The organism is Cupriavidus sp. HPC(L), from assembly GCF_000307735.3.
In the GTDB taxonomy this organism is placed as follows: Bacteria; Pseudomonadota; Gammaproteobacteria; order Burkholderiales; family Burkholderiaceae; genus Cupriavidus.
The window spans coordinates 1-15,406 of record NZ_AMPR02000224.1 but is presented as its reverse complement, the minus strand read 5'-3'; the positions used below and the strand labels follow the sequence as shown (position 1 = coordinate 15,406).

Sequence of the window (15,406 nt, the reverse complement as noted above, 5' to 3'; positions counted from 1 at the left end):
GGCAGTTGACCCCGGTCCTGGACAAGCTGGTTCAACAGGGACACATCGACGGTCGGCCACCGCGCCGGTGTCTACAGTACCTGGATTGCGTATGGCGTTGACGGAAATCCCTCATTGCATCGGGCTTTCTGGAGAAGCTATTTTTGAGCTTGTCAACAAACGAACAAGGAGATTCGACATGTCCGATCAAACCGCCAGGAAGCCGCAACCCGATCCAGCGGAGAGGAATGCATTCTTTCCCTCGAGCTTTTCTCTGAGCCAATTCACTTCGCCGAAGTCCGATCTGAGCGGGGCCGATTACCCCACGCCCTACACGGGCGGCCAGAAGATCCTGATGATCGGTGCCGACGAGCGCTACCTGCTGACCGACAACGGCACCTTCTTCTCGACCGGCAACCATCCGGTAGAAACGCTGCTGCCGATGTATCACCTTGACAAGGCAGGCTTCGCCTTCGATGTGGCGACCGTTTCGGGCAATCCGGTCAAGTTCGAGTTCTGGGCGATGCCGTCCGAGGACGAGGCGGTGAACGGCTTTTTCGACAAGTACCGCCCCCAATTCCAGAAGCCCCTCAAGCTAGCCGATGTGGTCGCCGGCGGGCTTGATACCTATGCGGCGATCTTCATTCCTGGCGGGCATGGTGCGCTGATCGGCATTCCGGAGAGCAAGGACGTTGGCGACGCGTTGAAGTGGGCGGCAGCGAACGACAAGTTCGTGATCTCGCTCTGCCACGGCCCAGCAGGCTTTCTCGCGGTCGGTGACAGCGACATCTATAGGGGCTACAAGATCTGCGCGTTCCCTGATGCCATGGACGCGCAGACACCGGATATCGGGTACATGCCTGGCCACCTGACCTGGAAGTTCGGCGAGAAGCTGAAAGCCCTCGGCTTCGAAATCATCAATGACAACATCTCGGGTGCAGTGCACAGGGATCGCAAGCTGCTGACCGGTGACAGCCCGCTGGCGGGCAACAACCTGGGCAAGCTCGCAGCGCAGACGTTGCTCAACGAAGTCACGGCCTGATGGCCAATACGGTCGTGATGGAAGCGGCCTTCCGGAGCGCCCTGACCATCGAGGGCGCCAGATCCCTTGCGGCGATCAAGAACGAGGTTCGCGCGCTTGGCGGTCCGCTCGGTTACGACCGTTTCATGCTGTTCTCGGCGTCCGCCGCGCGGGATGAGATTGTCGACCGCATCTATTGGGTGGAAGGCGACTGGTTCGGCACCGGTGAGCCGATCAATGCCGAGACCTATGTGCGGCGCTGTCCGGTGACGCGTCACATTCTTGATACCAACGAGCCATTCTTCTGGACCAAGACGACAGGAAGAGAAGGCGAACGCTATCGGGTTGTCCGTACGCCCATGGGCCGTGGCATTCACGGACTACAGGTTCCAATATTCGGCCCGTTGGGCCTGGAAGGCGCGATGAGCCTTGGCGGGGAGCGGATCGATGCTTCACCGCTGGCGCGTCTCGCCTTCAGGCTCATTGCCGAATCGGCGTTTCTGGCAGCGCGTAGACTGCTGGAGCTGCCCCAAGATCATGGCAACAGATCGCTGTCCGACCGTGAACGCGAAGTGCTCGCGTGGACGGCTGCCGGCCGACGGCAGGTCGACATCGCCGCGACCCTCGGTCTTTCCGAACGCACGGTGGAGAACCATCTGCGCCGCATACGCAAACGCCTCGGCGTCGCAACGACAGCGCAGGCGATCCGAGTGGCGATCCGAAACGGCGAGATCGTCGCGTAAGCATCTTGTTCGGGCAATCGCGCTGGGCAAGACCGCTCTCTGCACCGGCGCAACGGCCGGGTTCGCGTTGGCCTCGTTTCTCGGCAAGAAAAAAGCCCGCAGTGACGCGGGCCTAGCTGGTCCTGGTGCTACCTGGCACCTGCCGGTGCCAGATACCAAATCACTCCCACTCAATCGTCGCCGGCGGCTTGCCCGAAACGTCATAGACGACGCGGTTCAAACCCCGCACTTCATTGATGATCCGATTCGAGCAGCGACCCAGCAACGCATACGGCAGGTGCGCCCAGTGCGCGGTCATGAAGTCGGTGGTCTGCACCGCGCGCAGCGCGACGACGTAGTCGTAGGTGCGGCCGTCGCCCATCACGCCGACCGACTTGACCGGCAGGAAGACCGCGAAGGCCTGGCTGGTCAGGTCGTACCAGCTCTTGCCGACCTGGTCTTCGGTGCACAGGCCCGCGGCGGCGTCCTGCGCCGTGGCGATGGTGCCGCGCAGTTCTTCGATGAAGATCGCGTCGGCGCGGCGCAGCAGGTCGGCGTATTCGCGCTTGACCTCGCCGAGGATCCGCACGCCCAGGCCCGGGCCCGGGAACGGGTGGCGGTAGACCATTTCGGGCGGCAGGCCGAGTTCGACGCCGAGCTCGCGCACTTCGTCCTTGAACAGGTCGCGCAGCGGCTCGAGCAGCTTCAGGCCCAGCGTCTCGGGCAGGCCGCCGACGTTGTGGTGGCTCTTGATCGTGGTCTGCTTCTTGGTCTTGGTGCCGCCCGACTCGACCACGTCCGGATAGATCGTGCCCTGGGCCAGCCACTTGGCGCGGGTCAGCTTCTTGGCCTCGGCCTGGAACACCTCGACGAATTCGCGGCCGATGATCTTGCGCTTCTGTTCGGGATCGGTGACGCCGGCCAGGTGGCCGAGGAACTGTTCCGACGCATCGATATGCACGACCTTGGCATGCAGGCGGCCGGCAAACATTTCCATCACCAGCTTGCCCTCGTCCTGGCGCAGCAGGCCGTGGTCGACGAACACGCAGGTCAGCTGATCGCCGATCGCGCGATGGATCAGCGCCGCGGCGACCGACGAATCGACGCCGCCCGACAGGCCGAGAATCACCTCTTCGTCGCCGACCTGCTCACGGATCTTCGCGACGGCCTCGTCGATATGATTGCGCATCACCCAGTCCGGGCGCGCGCCGGCGATCTTCAGCACGAAGCGCTCCAGCATCTCGCGGCCCTTGACCGTGTGCGTGACCTCGGGGTGGAACTGCACCGCGTAGTAGCCGCGCGCCTCGTCGGCCATGCCGGCGATCGGGCAGCTTGGCGTCGAAGCCATCAGCTTGAAGCCCGGCGGCAGTTCGGTGACCTTGTCGCCGTGGCTCATCCAGACCTTCAGCATGCCGTGGCCTTCCGGCGTGACGAAATCCTGCACGTCCTTCAGCAGCTCGGTATGGCCGTGCGCGCGCACCTCGGCGTAGCCGAATTCGCGGGAGTCGCTCCACTCGACCTTGCCGCCCAGCTGCACGGCCATCGTCTGCATGCCGTAGCAGATGCCGAGCACCGGCACGCCCAGGTCCCACACCGCTTGCGGCGCGCGCAGCTGATGGTCTTCATAGGTGCTGGCGTGGCTGCCCGACAGGATGATGCCCTTCGGCGCAAACTCGCGCACGAATTCGTCCGACACGTCGTTCGGATGGATCTCGCAATAGACGTGCGCCTCGCGGACGCGTCGCGCGATCAGCTGCGTAACCTGCGAGCCGAAATCAAGGATGAGGATTTTGTCGTGCATGATGGGGAGCGATTGACGTGTCGACCGGTTCGACATCGGTCACCACTTCGGTGCCGGGACCGTAGCCGGGCGGCGGCGTGATGACCGGCTCGCGCCGGACTTCGGGGGATGGGGATGGGTGAACGGTCGGCGCAGCGGGAACCGGACGGTTGGCCGCGGCCAGCTCGGACTCGCGGCGCAGCAGTTCCTCGCGCTCGCGATTGCGGATGCGCTTGGCCAGCGGAATCTGCACCAGTGCGAAGAAGGCCAGCATCGCCGCCAGCAGCCCGAGCCAGATTCTGCCGGCGCCCTGCACCTGCAGATCGAAGAAGATCAGCCACGCGGCGATCAGCAACGCGCACGCCAGATTGACGGGCCCCGCCATGCGGGCCACCGGCACGGTCAGCTGACCGCGGAAAGCGGCCTGAGCGAGCAGCCACGCCACGCCGAGCAGCGTGAAGCCGAGCAGTTGGCCGTACAGCGCCGGCTGCGGCTGCGGCAATTGCAGCGCGGCATAGAAGGTGGCGAACGGCGCGAGCAGCAGCACGGCGCCGAGCGCGAGATCGAACAGGGCGTCGAAGAACAACACGGCGCGGAGCAGGACCTTCATCGAATCTCCTTGGCGGACTCAGGGGTGCACCGACGGCCGGAGCCGATACGCGGCCCCGATATGAAGCGCGGCCGCACCGCCCTGAAGCCGTGCAGCCGCGCATCACCGGCATCGCGCATGGCGCGGCGCTCGCCGGTCCGTCGCTGACGTTAGTCGATATGGTAGTTCGGTGCTTCCTTGGTGATCTGCACGTCGTGGACATGCGACTCGCGCATGCCGGCGGCGGTGATCTGCACGAACTGCGCGGTCTCGTGCCATTCGGCGATCGAGCTGCTGCCGCAATAACCCATCGACGCGCGCACGCCGCCGGTCAGCTGGTGGATGATGGCCATCACCGAGCCCTTGTAGGGCACGCGGCCTTCGATGCCTTCGGGGACCAGCTTGTCGACGTTGGCGGTGTTGTCTTCCTGGAAGTAGCGGTCCGCCGCGCCGTCCTTCATCGCGCCGACCGAACCCATGCCGCGGTAGCTCTTGAACGAGCGGCCCTGATACAGGAACACTTCGCCCGGCGCTTCCTCGGTGCCCGAGAACATGCCGCCCATCATCACGGTATGCGCCCCGGCGGCCAGCGCCTTGGCGATATCGCCGGAATAGCGCACGCCGCCATCGGCGATCAGGGGCACGCCGGTACCGGCCAGCGCCTCCGCCACGTTCGACACCGCGGTGATCTGCGGCACGCCGACGCCGGCGACGATACGCGTGGTGCAGATCGAACCCGGGCCGATGCCGACCTTGACGCCATCGGCGCCATGCTCGACCAGCGCGCGGGCGGCTTCGCCGGTGGCGATGTTGCCGCCGATCACCTGCACGTGCGGGAAGTTGTCCTTGACCCAGCGCACGCGGTTCAGCACGCCCTGGCTATGACCGTGGGCGGTGTCGACCACGATCACGTCGACGCCGGCCTTGACCAGCAGCTCGACACGCTCGTCGTTGTCCGGGCCGACGCCGACCGCCGCGCCGACGCGCAGCTGGCCGTGGTCGTCCTTGCTCGCCAGCGGGTGTTCGACCGCCTTCTGGATGTCCTTGACGGTGATCAGGCCGCGCAGTTCGAAGGCTTCGTTGACGACCAGCACGCGCTCCAGGCGGTGGCGGTTCATCAGGCGCTTGGCCTCGTCCAGGCTGGCGCCCTCGGCCACCGTGACCAGCTTCTCGCGCGGCGTCATCTTGGCGCGCACCGGGGCGTCGAGTTCTTCCTCGAAGCGCAGGTCGCGGTTCGTGATGATGCCGACGACGGTCTTGCCTTCCAGCACCGGGAAGCCCGAAATGCCGTGTTGCTGCGATAGCGCAATCACGTCGCGGATCTTCATGTCCGGCGAAATGGTGATCGGATCACGCAGCACGCCCGATTCGTAGCGCTTGACGCGCGCCACTTCCCGCGCCTGGTCGGCCGGCTTCAGGTTCTTGTGAACGATGCCGATGCCGCCCGCCTGTGCCATGGCGATGGCCAGACGCGCCTCCGTCACGGTATCCATGGCGGCGGAAACCAGCGGAATGTTCAATTCGATCGAGCGGGTCAGGCGGGTGCGGAGGGAGACATCCCGGGGGAGGACGGCCGAATAGGCCGGGACGAGCAGCACATCATCGAACGTGAGTGCTTTCTGGACAAGACGCATAGCGATTCCTCTAGGCGCAAAATCGAATTATACAGGAACCGCCCCTTTCATGATGGGCGCGTGCTCGGAATCTGCCGGGCCAATGCTATGCTTTGAGGCTTTTCTGAGCGGAGGCGCGTCCAGCGCGGCAAAACGGATGGGGATCGGCGTACTGTGCGGCCTGCTGGCCGGCGCGTTCTGGGGCATGGTGTTCATCGCGCCCAAGCTGCTGCCGGTGTTTTCGCCGTGGGAGCTGGCGATCGGCCGCTACCTGGCCTACGGGCTGGTGGCCGCGACCGCCGCGGCGCCGCTGATGCGCCGCATCGCCCGCAAGCTGACCCGCGCCGACTGCATCGCCCTGCTGCGCCAGGCCTTCACCGGCAACCTGCTGTACTACGTGCTGCTGGCCTTCGGCGTGCAGCTGGCCGGGGTCGGACCGACCTCGCTGATCATTGGCATCCTGCCGATTTCCGTCACGGTGATGGGCCGGCGCGACCACGGCGCGGTGCCGCTGTCGCGGCTGCTGCTGCCGCTGCTGGTGGTCGCGGTCGGCATCGCCTGCATCAACCTGGACCTGTTCGCCGGCGGCGGCCACGGCGCCCACGGGGCGGCCGCCGCCGAAGCAGCGCGGCCGGTCTGGCAGAAGCTGGCCGGCGTGGTCTGCGCGGCCGGCGCGCTGGTCTGCTGGACGCTGTACGCGGTCGACAATGCCCGCTACCTGCAGCGCAATCCGCAATACAGCGGCAACGAATGGTCGGCGCTGTACGGGCTATCGACCGGCATCGTCTCCGCGCTGCTGGCGCTGATCGGCTGGCTGCTGTTCCGCGACGTGCTGACCGCCCCGGGCAGCGGGCGCGACTGGCAATGGTTCTGGTGGGTCAATGCGGCGGTGGCGCTGGGCGCCTCGCTGATCGGCAACAACCTGTGGAATATCGCCAGCCGGCGGCTGCCGCTGACGCTGTCGGGCCAGATGATCGTGTTCGAGACGCTGTTCGCGCTGGCCTACGGCTTCCTCTACGAGCAGCGCTGGCCGCGCGGCCTCGAACTGGCGGCCATCGTGCTGCTGATGATCGGCGTGGCTTGGTCGGTGAGGCTGCATGCCGGGGACAAGCGCGCGGCGCCTGCGGCGGACGAGCCGGCGAACGCGGAAGCCATCGAAGCGACCGCAGCCACCGCGGCCACCGAGCCTGGCCAGGCGGGCAAGCGGCCGGCCTGACGCGCCGATCGACGGCTCAGCGGTCCCCGGCCTCGCTGTCGCCGCCGCCGCGCATCCACTTCTGCCCTTCCCGCGTCCCGGCCTCGCGCGCCTTCTGCACGCGGCGGCGCCGCGCGGTCTTGGGATCGGCCACCAGGGGCCGGTAGAGCTCGATGCGGTCACCCTCGCGCACCACCGTCTCCAGCGTCTTCAGCTTGCCGAAGATGCCGACGCGCAGCGTCGCCGGATCGAGCTCCGGATGGGCCGACAGCACGCCGCTGGCCTCGATCGCCGCGGCGATGGTGGCGCCGGCGGGCAGTTCGATTTCCTTCAGGAAGACCGTGTCCGGCTTCGCGTGGCAGACGGCCACGCGCACGGTGGCCACCTCCTGCCCAGCTGTTTCAGCTGTTGCCATAGACGACCTCGGCGCGCTTGACGAAGGCGTCGACGAAGGTATTCGCGATCATGCTGAACACCGGCCCGATGATCTTCTCGAGGATGATGCTGGAGAACTCGTAATGCAGATGGAATTCGATCTTGCAGGCGTCCTCGCGCAGCGGAATGAAATTCCAGTAGCCGTTGAAGGTCTTGAACGGACCATCGGCGAAATTCATGTCGATGCGGGTCGGCCGATGCTGCGTATTGCGAGTATGGAAATACTGCTTGATGCCGTTGAAATGGATATGCAGCTTGGCGTCGAGCAACGTCTCGGTCTGCTCGAACACTTCCACGCCGCCGCACCAGGGCAGGAACTTGGGGTAGTCCTCGACGCGCGTGACCAGGTCGTACATTCGCTCGGCCGAATAACCGAGCAGCACGGTTTTATGGACGTCTGCCATGAGTTGACGATTCTGGGCCGATGGCTGTCCACGGGCGACAACCGGGGCCGGTCTGTTTGCTAGAATCCGGATTTTAGCCGACGCGCGCCTGCCCTGGCGCACGCTCCGGCCGGGACGCCGGCATCTAGCCCGGCGCCAGTCATCGTACCAGCGGCCGCCACCGGCGTCCGCCGAACCGGCGGGGCCGCACGACGGCGCCGCCGCACCCTACCATCCACCACCACGCATGACCATCGCAGACAACAAGAAGGCCTTCTTCGACTATTTCATCGAGGAGCGATACGAAGCCGGCATCGTGCTCGAAGGCTGGGAGGTCAAGGCGATTCGCGCCGGGCGCGTGCAGATCAAGGAAGGCTATGTGGTGGTGCGCGACGCCGAGCTGTTCCTGATCGGCGCGCATATCAGCCCGCTGCAGAGCGCCTCCACGCACGTCAAGCCGGACCCCGTGCGCACGCGCAAGCTGCTGCTCAAGGCCGACGAGATCCGCAAGCTGATCGGCAAGGTCGAGCAGCGCGGCTATACGCTGGTGCCGCTGAACCTGCATTACACGCGCGGCCGCGTCAAATGCGAGATCGGCCTGGCCAAGGGCAAGAAGCTGTTCGACAAGCGCGAGACCGAGAAGGATCGCGACTGGCAGCGCGAGAAGGCGCGGATCATCAAGAGCGGCGGCAAGGAATAACGCCCCCGCTGCGCCAGGCTGTCATTCCCGCGAATGCGGGAATCCAGCGTCTTTCAGGGGTGGTTCAAAGCCGCTGGGTCCCCGCCTCCGCGGGGACGACGGGACACCAAGCGCGATCGCTCAGCCCGCGCTTTTCTGGCTTTTGACGATCTGCAGCGCCGACGCGACCATCGAGCTCATTTCGCCCAGATTGCCCGGCACGATCAGCGTATTGCCGGTCTTGGCCAGATTGCCGAAGGCGCCGACATATTCCTCGGCGACCTTCAGATTGACCGCTTCGACACCGCCCTCGGCGCGAATCGCGCGCCCGATCTTCTCGATCGCCTGCGCATTGGCCTCGGCCACCGCCAGGATCGCCGCGGCCTCGCCCTGCGCCTTGTTGATCGCGGCCTGGCGTTCACCCTCGGATTGCTGGATCGCCGCCTCGCGCGCGCCCGAGGCGAGGTTGATCTGTTCCTGCCGGCGGCCTTCGGAGGCCGCGATCAGCGCCCGCTTCTCGCGCTCGGCCGTGATCTGCGCCTGCATCGCGTGCAGGATTTCCTTCGGCGGGGTCAGGTCCTTGATCTCGTAGCGCAGCACCTTGACGCCCCAGTTCGACGCGGCCTCGTCCAGCGCATTGACGATGCTGTGATTGATGAACTCGCGCTCCTCGAAGGTCTTGTCGAGCTCCAGCTTGCCGATCACCGAGCGCAGCGTGGTCTGCGCCAGCTGCGTGATCGCGACGACGAAGTTGCTCGAGCCGTACGAGGCCTTCATCGGGTCGGTGACCTGGAAGTACAGCACGCCGTCGACCTGCAGCTGCGTGTTGTCCTTGGTGATGCAGACCTGGCTGGGCACGTCGAGCGGGATTTCCTTCAGGATGTGCTTGTAGGCCACGCGGTCGATGAACGGCAGCACCACGTTGAGCCCGGGCGTCAGCGTCGCGCGGTATTTGCCCAGGCGCTCCAGCACCCAGGCGTGCTGCTGCGGCACGATCTTGAAGCTCTGCGCGAGCAGCACGATCACGGCGATCAGGACCAGGAGAGGCAGCACGCTGCCGGCGACATCTAGCATGGGGACTCCATCGGTTGTTGCAGGGAAAAGGACAGAAGGACAAAGGAAGGAAGCCGCGCGCGGCTTTGCGCCCACGGCAGGCCGTGCCACGGCCTGCACGAGGCGGCGCGGCTCCGCGCCGGCGACAGGCTAGCGCGGCACCACGACCAGCGTGTTACCGCGGACCTCGACGATGCGATAGCGGCCCGGCAAGGCCTCGCCGGGCGCGCCCAGTTCGACCTGCCACTGCGCGCCGCGGTACGGCACACGCGCGCGGCGATCGGCGCCCCAGGCCAGCACATCGAGCTCCTGGCCGATATCGAGGTTGACGTTCGGATCGGTGGCAGCCGCACCCCGCCGCGCGCGGCCATAGCGCGAGCGCCGCAGCGCCGCGAAGCCCACCAGCGCGATCACCGCCGCGACGCCGAATTGCGCCGCGATACCCAACCCCGACAGCGCCGCGATGCCCGCGGCGACGGCCGCCAGCGCGACCATCAGCAGATACAGCGTCAGGCTGGCCAGTTCGGCGATGACCAGCAGTACCGCAAGGCCGAACCAGATGTGGTAGTCCGCCATGGCGATTCACCCCTCGATCTCGTTGTTGCTGTTTTAGTTCTGATCCACAGGCGCGGCCCCTTGTGTCGACCGCGGCCGCGCCCTGCCAAAGCGAAAAACCCCCGCGGCGCCGGAGCACCTGCGGGGGCATGGCCACGCCCTACCGAGGTAGGGCGCAGCGGACGGCACCGAGCCTGTCGTCGTTTCAAATTACGACGCCAGCTGCCGCCACGTGTCGATCACCGAATCGGGATTCAGCGAGATCGACTTGATGCCTTCCTTGGCCAGCCACGCGGCGAAGTCCGGATGGTCCGACGGGCCCTGGCCGCAGATGCCGACATACTTGTTCAGCCGCAGCGCGGTCGAGATCGCGCGCGACAGCATGAAGCGCACCGCGGGGTCGCGCTCGTCGAAGTCCTTGGCCAGCAGCTCCATGCCCGAATCGCGGTCCAGGCCCAGCGTCAGCTGCGTCAGGTCGTTCGAGCCGATCGAGAAGCCGTCGAAGTACTGCAGGAATTCCTCGGCCAGGATCGCGTTGGACGGCACCTCGCACATCATGATCACGCGCAGGCCGTTCTCGCCGCGCTTCAGGCCGTGCTTGGCAAGCAGGTCGATGACCTTCTCGGCCTGGCCCAGCGTGCGCACGAACGGCACCATGATCTCGACGTTGGTCAGGCCCATTTCGTCGCGCACGCGCTTCATGGCCTTGCATTCCATCTCGAACGCCTCGGCGAAGTCCTCGGCGATATAGCGCGAGGCGCCGCGGAAACCCAGCATCGGGTTTTCCTCGTCCGGCTCGTAGCGCGAGCCGCCGATCAGCTTCTTGTACTCGTTGGACTTGAAGTCCGACAGGCGCACGATCACCGGCTTCGGATAGAAGGCGGCGCCGATCGTGGCGATGCCCTCGGCCAGCTTGTCGATGTAGAACGCGCGCGGGCTGGCATGGCCGCGGGCCACGCTCTCGACCGCCTTCTTCAGGTCGGAGTCGACCTGCGGATAGTCGAGGATGGCCTTCGGGTGGACGCCGATGTTGTTGTTGATGATGAATTCGAGACGGGCCAGACCCACGCCGCTGTTCGGGATCTGCGCGAAGTCGAAGGCCAGCTGCGGATTGCCGACGTTCATCATGATCTTGACGTCGAGCTCCGGCATCTCGCCGCGCTGCACCTCGGTGACCTCGGTCTCCAGCAGGCCATCGTAGATGCGGCCCTCGTCGCCCTCGGCGCACGAGACGGTGACCAGCGTGCCGTCCTTCAGCACATCGGTGGCGTCGCCGCAGCCGACCACGGCCGGCACGCCCAGTTCGCGCGCAATGATCGCCGCGTGGCAGGTGCGGCCGCCGCGGTTGGTCACGATGGCCGAGGCGCGCTTCATCACCGGTTCCCAGTTCGGGTCGGTCATGTCGGCGACCAGCACGTCGCCGGGCTGCACGCGCTCCATCTCGCTGGGGTCGTTGATCACGCGGACCGGACCGGTGCCGATCTTCTGGCCGATCGCGCGGCCGGTGGCCAGCACCGCGGACGTGCCCTTGAGCTTGAAGCGCTGCTCTGCCTTGCCGGCCGACTGGCTCTTCACGGTCTCGGGACGCGCCTGCAGGATGTAGATCTTGCCGTCCTTGCCGTCCTTGCCCCACTCGATGTCCATCGGGCGGCCGTAATGCTTCTCGATGATCATCGCGTAGCGCGCCAGCTCGCTGACGTCCTCGTCGGTGATCGAGTAGCGGTTGCGCAGTTCGCTGGGCACGTCGACGGTCTTGACGCGGCCGGCTTCGCCCGGCGCGGTGAATTCCATCTTGATCAGCTTCGAGCCGATCGAGCGGCGGATGATCGGATATTTGCCGGCCTGCAGCGTCGGCTTGAAGACGTAGAACTCGTCCGGATTGACCGCGCCCTGCACCACCGTTTCGCCCAGGCCATAGCTGGAGGTGATGAAGACCACGTCGGGGAAGCCCGATTCGGTGTCGATCGTGAACATCACGCCCGACGCGGCCAGGTCCGAACGGACCATGCGCTGCACGCCGGCCGACAGCGCCACCACGTCGTGGGCGAAGCCCTTGTGCACGCGGTACGAGATCGCGCGGTCGTTGTACAGCGAGGCGAACACGTGCTTGATCTTGTCGAGCACATCGTCGATGCCGCTGACGTTCAGGTAGGACTCCTGCTGGCCGGCGAACGAGGCGTCGGGCAGGTCTTCGGCGGTCGCCGACGAGCGCACCGCGAAGGACGCCTCGGCGCCCTCGCGCTCGGCAACACGGGCGTAGTGTTCGCGGATCTCCTGCTCCAGGCGCGGCTGGAACGGTGCGGTGGCGACCCAGTTGCGGATCTCGGCGCCGGCCTCGGCCAGCGCCTTGACGTCGTCGACGTCGAGCGCCTTCAGGCGGTCGGAGATGCGTTGGGTCAGGTTGTTGTGGGCGATGAAGTCGCGGAAGGCCAGCGCGGTGGTGGCGAAGCCGCCGGGCACGCGCACGCCGGCGCCTGCCAGCTGGGAGATCATTTCGCCGAGCGACGAATTCTTGCCCCCCACCACTTCCACATCCGCCATGCGCAGCTGCTCGAACGGCAGCACGTATGCGCCGTCATTTGCCAGGTTGGTCATAAAAGCCTCAAAACAAAGTAGGAAACCTGTCGCTCACGCCGGAATGTCGTTGGAGTTCTGCTACCGGGCGGATCGCTTTGCTAAACAATCCGGGCGCCTGGGAATGGCGGAATGCTGTCGAGCCCATTTGTCGACAATCCCGCGCCGAATCGTCCCGCGCGTGGCGCGCCGTGCAATTGCTTAGCGAAAAGATCGCCGCTATTCTACCGTGCCGCACCGCACTTTCGCGTGCGGCAGGCCCCAAAATAATTGTTCAGACATGGATTCCCCCGCCGCGCCGCGCGCCGACAAGCCGGCCGTCCGCACCGTATTTATCGTCTCGGACGGCACCGGGATCACCGCCGAAACCTTCAGTCATTCGATCCTGGCCCAGTTCGAGATGCGCTTTCGCAAGGTGCGAATGCCCTTTATCGATACGCCGGAAAAGGCGCATATGGCGGTCGGCAAGATCAACGAGGCCTTCTATGCCGAAGGGGTCCCGCCGATCGTCTTCACCACGCTGGTCAATGCCGAGTCGAACAAGGCGCTGCGCCGCGCCAAGGGCATGATCCTGGACATGTTCCAGACCTTTATCGAGCCGCTCGAAAAGCAATTGGGGCTGAAATCGACCCATGCGATCGGACGCTTTCACCAGAATGCGGATACCGAGGCGTACAAGAACCGCATCGAGGCGATCAATTTCTCGCTGGCCCACGACGACGGCCAGTCGCACAAGAATCTGGCCGAGGCCGACGTGATCCTGGTGGGCGTGTCGCGCAGCGGCAAGACGCCGACCAGCCTGTACCTGGCGATGCAATATGGGCTGAAGGCGGCCAATTACCCGCTGATTCCGGACGATTTCGAACGCGGCAAGCTGCCGTCGGCGCTGTACGATTTCAAGGCGAAGATCTTCGGCCTGTCGATCGATCCGCAGCGTCTGTCCGAGATCCGCAATGAGCGCCGGCCCGGCAGCAAATACGCGTCGCTGGAAAATTGCCGCTACGAGGTCAATGAAGCGGAGATCATGATGCGGCGCGAAGGGATCAAATGGCTGTCGTCGACGCACAAGTCGATCGAGGAAATCGCCACGACGATCCTGCAGGAGATCAAGGTCGATCGGGACAATTATTGAGGGGCGTTTCCTTCGCTGGCCCCCCTCCCTGATTTCTCCCCTCTCCCGCCGAGCGGGAGACGGGAGCGGGATGCCGGTCTACGAGACCTGTCGCGGGCGAGAGCCCTACCCCCGCCGCTGCCGTACCGCCTCGAACAGGCACACCGCGGTAGCGGCGGCCACGTTCAGCGATTCGAGGCCGCCGGGCTGCGGAATGCCGACCGTGCGCTGCACGTGCGCCATCCATTCCGCGCTGACCCCCGCCCCTTCATTGCCGACCACCCAGCCGACCGGCCCACGCAGGTCCGTGTCGAACAACGCGGCATCCGCGTGCGAGGAAGTGGCCAGCAGCGGCACCGCCAGCCGCGGCGCCAGCATCTCGACCGTGCAGTGCTCGACGATATTCAGGTGGAAGTTGGCGCCCATCGCGGCGCGCAGCGTCTTGGTCGACCACGCGAACGCGCAGCCGGTACCGAGGAACGCATGCTGGATGCCGGCCGCCGCGGCGCTGCGCAGGATCGAGCCGACGTTGCCGGCGTCCTGCACGCCGTCCAGCACGATGCAGTCGGTGTCGATGCTGGCCGGCAGATGGCCCGCCGGGGTATCGATCACCAGCATCAGGTCGATGCCGTTGACCACGCCGGTGATCTGCGCGAACAGCGCGTCGGCCAGCACCACGATGCGCTGATCGTCGATGCGGGCCAGCAGCGCGGCGACCTCCGGATGGTCGAGATGGCGCTCCGATACCACGCAGCTGACCGGCTGGCCCAGCGCGGCCAGATAGGCGTCGGCCAGATGGACCCCGTCGAGCACCGATTGCCCGGCCTTGCGCCGTTGATGGGTCGAGCCGGTCAGGGCCTTCAGATGCTTGAACAGCGCGTTGTCGCGCGAGCTGACGTGCTTCACGTTAATCCACGTTGTTCTACGTTATGCCGCAAGGATGCAGCGGCTCAGGACAGTGCCGGCCCGGGGCTGATGGCCGCGCCGATGGCGTCCTCGATCGCATCGAGCGCATCGAAGGCATCGATGGTCTCGGCCAGTTCGTCCGGCGAAGGCCCCAAGCCCGCCGCGGCGCCATCCAGCGCGCCGGCCGGCAGCAAGGCGTCGGGCCCGAGCGGTCCACGCACCAGCGCCTCGCGCACCGGCGCGAACGAGCGGCGGTGATGCGGCGTGGCGCCGAAGCGCGCCAGCGCCAGCAGATGCTGCGGCGTGCCGTAGCCGACGTGGCTGTCGAAACCGTACTCGGGAAATTGGGCGTGCAACGCGACCAGCTCGCGATCGCGCGCGACCTTGGCAAGGATCGATGCGGCGGAAATCGCCTGCACGGTGGCATCGCCCTTGATCACCGCCTCGACCGGATACGGCACGTGCGGACAGCGGTTGCCGTCGACCTGCACCAGGTCCGGTGCGATGCCGCAGGCGGCGACGCCGTGCACCGCGCGCTGCATCGCCAGCATGGTCGCGTGCAGGATGTTCAGCGTGTCGATTTCCTCGACCGTGGCGAAGGCGATATGCCAGGCCAGCGCGCGCGAACAGATTTCGTCGAACAGCGCCTCGCGCCGGGCCGCGGTCAGGATCTTGGAGTCTGCCAGGCCCTCGATCGGCCGGGCCGGATCGAGCACCACCGCCGCGGCGAACACCGGGCCGGCCAGCGGCCCGCGTCCGGCCTCGTCGACGCCGCACAGCCGCTGCGCCATCGCGGCGGCAGGCGACAGCG

General features: G+C 66.1%; 15 protein-coding genes. 5 read left to right on the top strand and 10 right to left on the bottom strand.

Features of this window, described 5'->3' with window-relative positions; translation table 11 throughout:
• The first annotated feature begins 178 nt into the window (after nt 1–178).
• Nucleotides 179–1,021, top strand: a complete 843-nt coding sequence (gene hchA, locus B551_RS13990; RefSeq protein ID WP_006575933.1) for a glyoxalase III HchA — start codon at nt 179–181, stop codon at nt 1,019–1,021.
• Nucleotides 1,021–1,743 (top strand): PA1136 family autoinducer-binding transcriptional regulator, encoded by a 723-nt coding sequence (locus B551_RS13985; RefSeq protein ID WP_006575932.1) that lies wholly within the window; start codon nt 1,021–1,023, stop codon nt 1,741–1,743. The genes hchA and B551_RS13985 overlap by 1 nt, the downstream gene beginning before the upstream one ends.
• Nucleotides 1,744–1,903: 160 nt before the next feature.
• Here the strand turns inward: B551_RS13985 and guaA are convergent, their stop codons facing one another.
• From guaA to guaB, 3 genes are all read right to left on the bottom strand, one after another.
• Nucleotides 1,904–3,523, bottom strand: coding sequence for a glutamine-hydrolyzing GMP synthase (gene guaA, locus B551_RS13980; protein WP_023264342.1), 1,620 nt, complete (start codon nt 3,521–3,523; stop codon nt 1,904–1,906).
• The gene (locus B551_RS13975) at nt 3,498–4,112 is read right to left on the bottom strand and encodes a hypothetical protein (protein WP_023264341.1); all 615 of its coding nucleotides are present in this window, start codon (nt 4,110–4,112) and stop codon (nt 3,498–3,500) included. Before B551_RS13975 ends, guaA begins: the two co-directional genes overlap by 26 nt.
• Before the next feature lie 149 nt (nt 4,113–4,261).
• On the bottom strand, nt 4,262–5,725 hold the full coding sequence (gene guaB, locus B551_RS13970) for an IMP dehydrogenase (RefSeq protein WP_006575929.1): 1,464 nt from the start codon (nt 5,723–5,725) through the stop codon (nt 4,262–4,264).
• Nucleotides 5,726–5,861: 136 nt separating this feature from the next.
• Between guaB and B551_RS13965 the strand changes: the two genes are divergently transcribed.
• Nucleotides 5,862–6,920 (top strand): DMT family transporter, encoded by a 1,059-nt coding sequence (locus B551_RS13965; RefSeq protein ID WP_023264340.1) that lies wholly within the window; start codon nt 5,862–5,864, stop codon nt 6,918–6,920.
• 16 nt (nt 6,921–6,936) lie between these two features.
• On the opposite strand, the gene B551_RS13960 is transcribed toward B551_RS13965, so the two are convergent.
• Nucleotides 6,937–7,314 (bottom strand): RnfH family protein, encoded by a 378-nt coding sequence (locus tag B551_RS13960; RefSeq protein ID WP_043439640.1) that lies wholly within the window; start codon nt 7,312–7,314, stop codon nt 6,937–6,939.
• The gene (locus B551_RS13955) at nt 7,301–7,738 is read right to left on the bottom strand and encodes a type II toxin-antitoxin system RatA family toxin (RefSeq protein WP_006579355.1); all 438 of its coding nucleotides are present in this window, start codon (nt 7,736–7,738) and stop codon (nt 7,301–7,303) included. The genes B551_RS13960 and B551_RS13955 overlap by 14 nt, the downstream gene beginning before the upstream one ends.
• A gap of 226 nt (nt 7,739–7,964) precedes the next feature.
• On the opposite strand from B551_RS13955, the gene smpB reads away from it, so the two are divergent.
• On the top strand, nt 7,965–8,417 hold the full coding sequence (gene smpB, locus B551_RS13950) for an SsrA-binding protein SmpB (protein ID WP_006579356.1): 453 nt from the start codon (nt 7,965–7,967) through the stop codon (nt 8,415–8,417).
• Nucleotides 8,418–8,537: 120 nt separating this feature from the next.
• On the opposite strand, the gene B551_RS13945 is transcribed toward smpB, so the two are convergent.
• The 3 genes from B551_RS13945 to ppsA form a co-directional block, all read right to left on the bottom strand.
• A complete protein-coding gene (locus B551_RS13945) occupies nt 8,538–9,470 on the bottom strand; it encodes an SPFH domain-containing protein (RefSeq protein WP_006579357.1) in 933 nt (310 codons plus the stop codon).
• A gap of 129 nt (nt 9,471–9,599) precedes the next feature.
• Nucleotides 9,600–10,025, bottom strand: a complete 426-nt coding sequence (locus tag B551_RS13940) for an NfeD family protein (protein ID WP_023264338.1) — start codon at nt 10,023–10,025, stop codon at nt 9,600–9,602.
• A 189-nt stretch (nt 10,026–10,214) separates the two neighbouring features.
• Complete coding sequence (gene ppsA / locus B551_RS13935) at nt 10,215–12,599, bottom strand: phosphoenolpyruvate synthase (RefSeq protein ID WP_006576530.1); 2,385 nt, start codon at nt 12,597–12,599, stop codon at nt 10,215–10,217.
• A gap of 259 nt (nt 12,600–12,858) precedes the next feature.
• Between ppsA and B551_RS13930 the strand changes: the two genes are divergently transcribed.
• A complete protein-coding gene (locus B551_RS13930; protein WP_006576531.1) occupies nt 12,859–13,710 on the top strand; it encodes a pyruvate, water dikinase regulatory protein in 852 nt (283 codons plus the stop codon).
• Between the two features lie 105 nt (nt 13,711–13,815).
• On the opposite strand, the gene B551_RS13925 is transcribed toward B551_RS13930, so the two are convergent.
• Together B551_RS13925 and rnhB are read right to left on the bottom strand one after the other, a co-directional pair.
• The gene (locus tag B551_RS13925; protein WP_006576532.1) at nt 13,816–14,595 is read right to left on the bottom strand and encodes an RNA methyltransferase; all 780 of its coding nucleotides are present in this window, start codon (nt 14,593–14,595) and stop codon (nt 13,816–13,818) included.
• 44 nt (nt 14,596–14,639) lie between these two features.
• Nucleotides 14,640–15,404: a ribonuclease HII gene (gene rnhB, locus B551_RS13920; RefSeq protein ID WP_023264337.1), complete on the bottom strand. Its 765-nt coding sequence runs from the start codon at nt 15,402–15,404 to the stop codon at nt 14,640–14,642.
• Between the last annotated feature and the right edge of the window lie 2 nt (nt 15,405–15,406).

Bases quoted from the DNA above. Each gene is read 5' to 3' on its own strand.
- ppsA (WP_006576530.1), bottom strand. From the start codon at position 12,599: ATGACCAACCTGGCAAATGACGGCGCATACGTGCTGCCGTTCGAGCAG.
- smpB (WP_006579356.1), top strand. From the start codon at position 7,965: ATGACCATCGCAGACAACAAGAAGGCCTTCTTCGACTATTTCATCGAG.
- B551_RS13940 (WP_023264338.1), bottom strand. From the start codon at position 10,025: ATGGCGGACTACCACATCTGGTTCGGCCTTGCGGTACTGCTGGTCATC.
- B551_RS13960 (WP_043439640.1), bottom strand. From the start codon at position 7,314: ATGGCAACAGCTGAAACAGCTGGGCAGGAGGTGGCCACCGTGCGCGTG.
- guaB (WP_006575929.1), bottom strand. From the start codon at position 5,725: ATGCGTCTTGTCCAGAAAGCACTCACGTTCGATGATGTGCTGCTCGTC.
- B551_RS13955 (WP_006579355.1), bottom strand. From the start codon at position 7,738: ATGGCAGACGTCCATAAAACCGTGCTGCTCGGTTATTCGGCCGAGCGA.
- B551_RS13985 (WP_006575932.1), top strand. From the start codon at position 1,021: ATGGCCAATACGGTCGTGATGGAAGCGGCCTTCCGGAGCGCCCTGACC.
- B551_RS13975 (WP_023264341.1), bottom strand. From the start codon at position 4,112: ATGAAGGTCCTGCTCCGCGCCGTGTTGTTCTTCGACGCCCTGTTCGAT.
- hchA (WP_006575933.1), top strand. From the start codon at position 179: ATGTCCGATCAAACCGCCAGGAAGCCGCAACCCGATCCAGCGGAGAGG.
- guaA (WP_023264342.1), bottom strand. From the start codon at position 3,523: ATGCACGACAAAATCCTCATCCTTGATTTCGGCTCGCAGGTTACGCAG.
- B551_RS13930 (WP_006576531.1), top strand. From the start codon at position 12,859: ATGGATTCCCCCGCCGCGCCGCGCGCCGACAAGCCGGCCGTCCGCACC.
- B551_RS13965 (WP_023264340.1), top strand. From the start codon at position 5,862: ATGGGGATCGGCGTACTGTGCGGCCTGCTGGCCGGCGCGTTCTGGGGC.
- B551_RS13945 (WP_006579357.1), bottom strand. From the start codon at position 9,470: ATGCTAGATGTCGCCGGCAGCGTGCTGCCTCTCCTGGTCCTGATCGCC.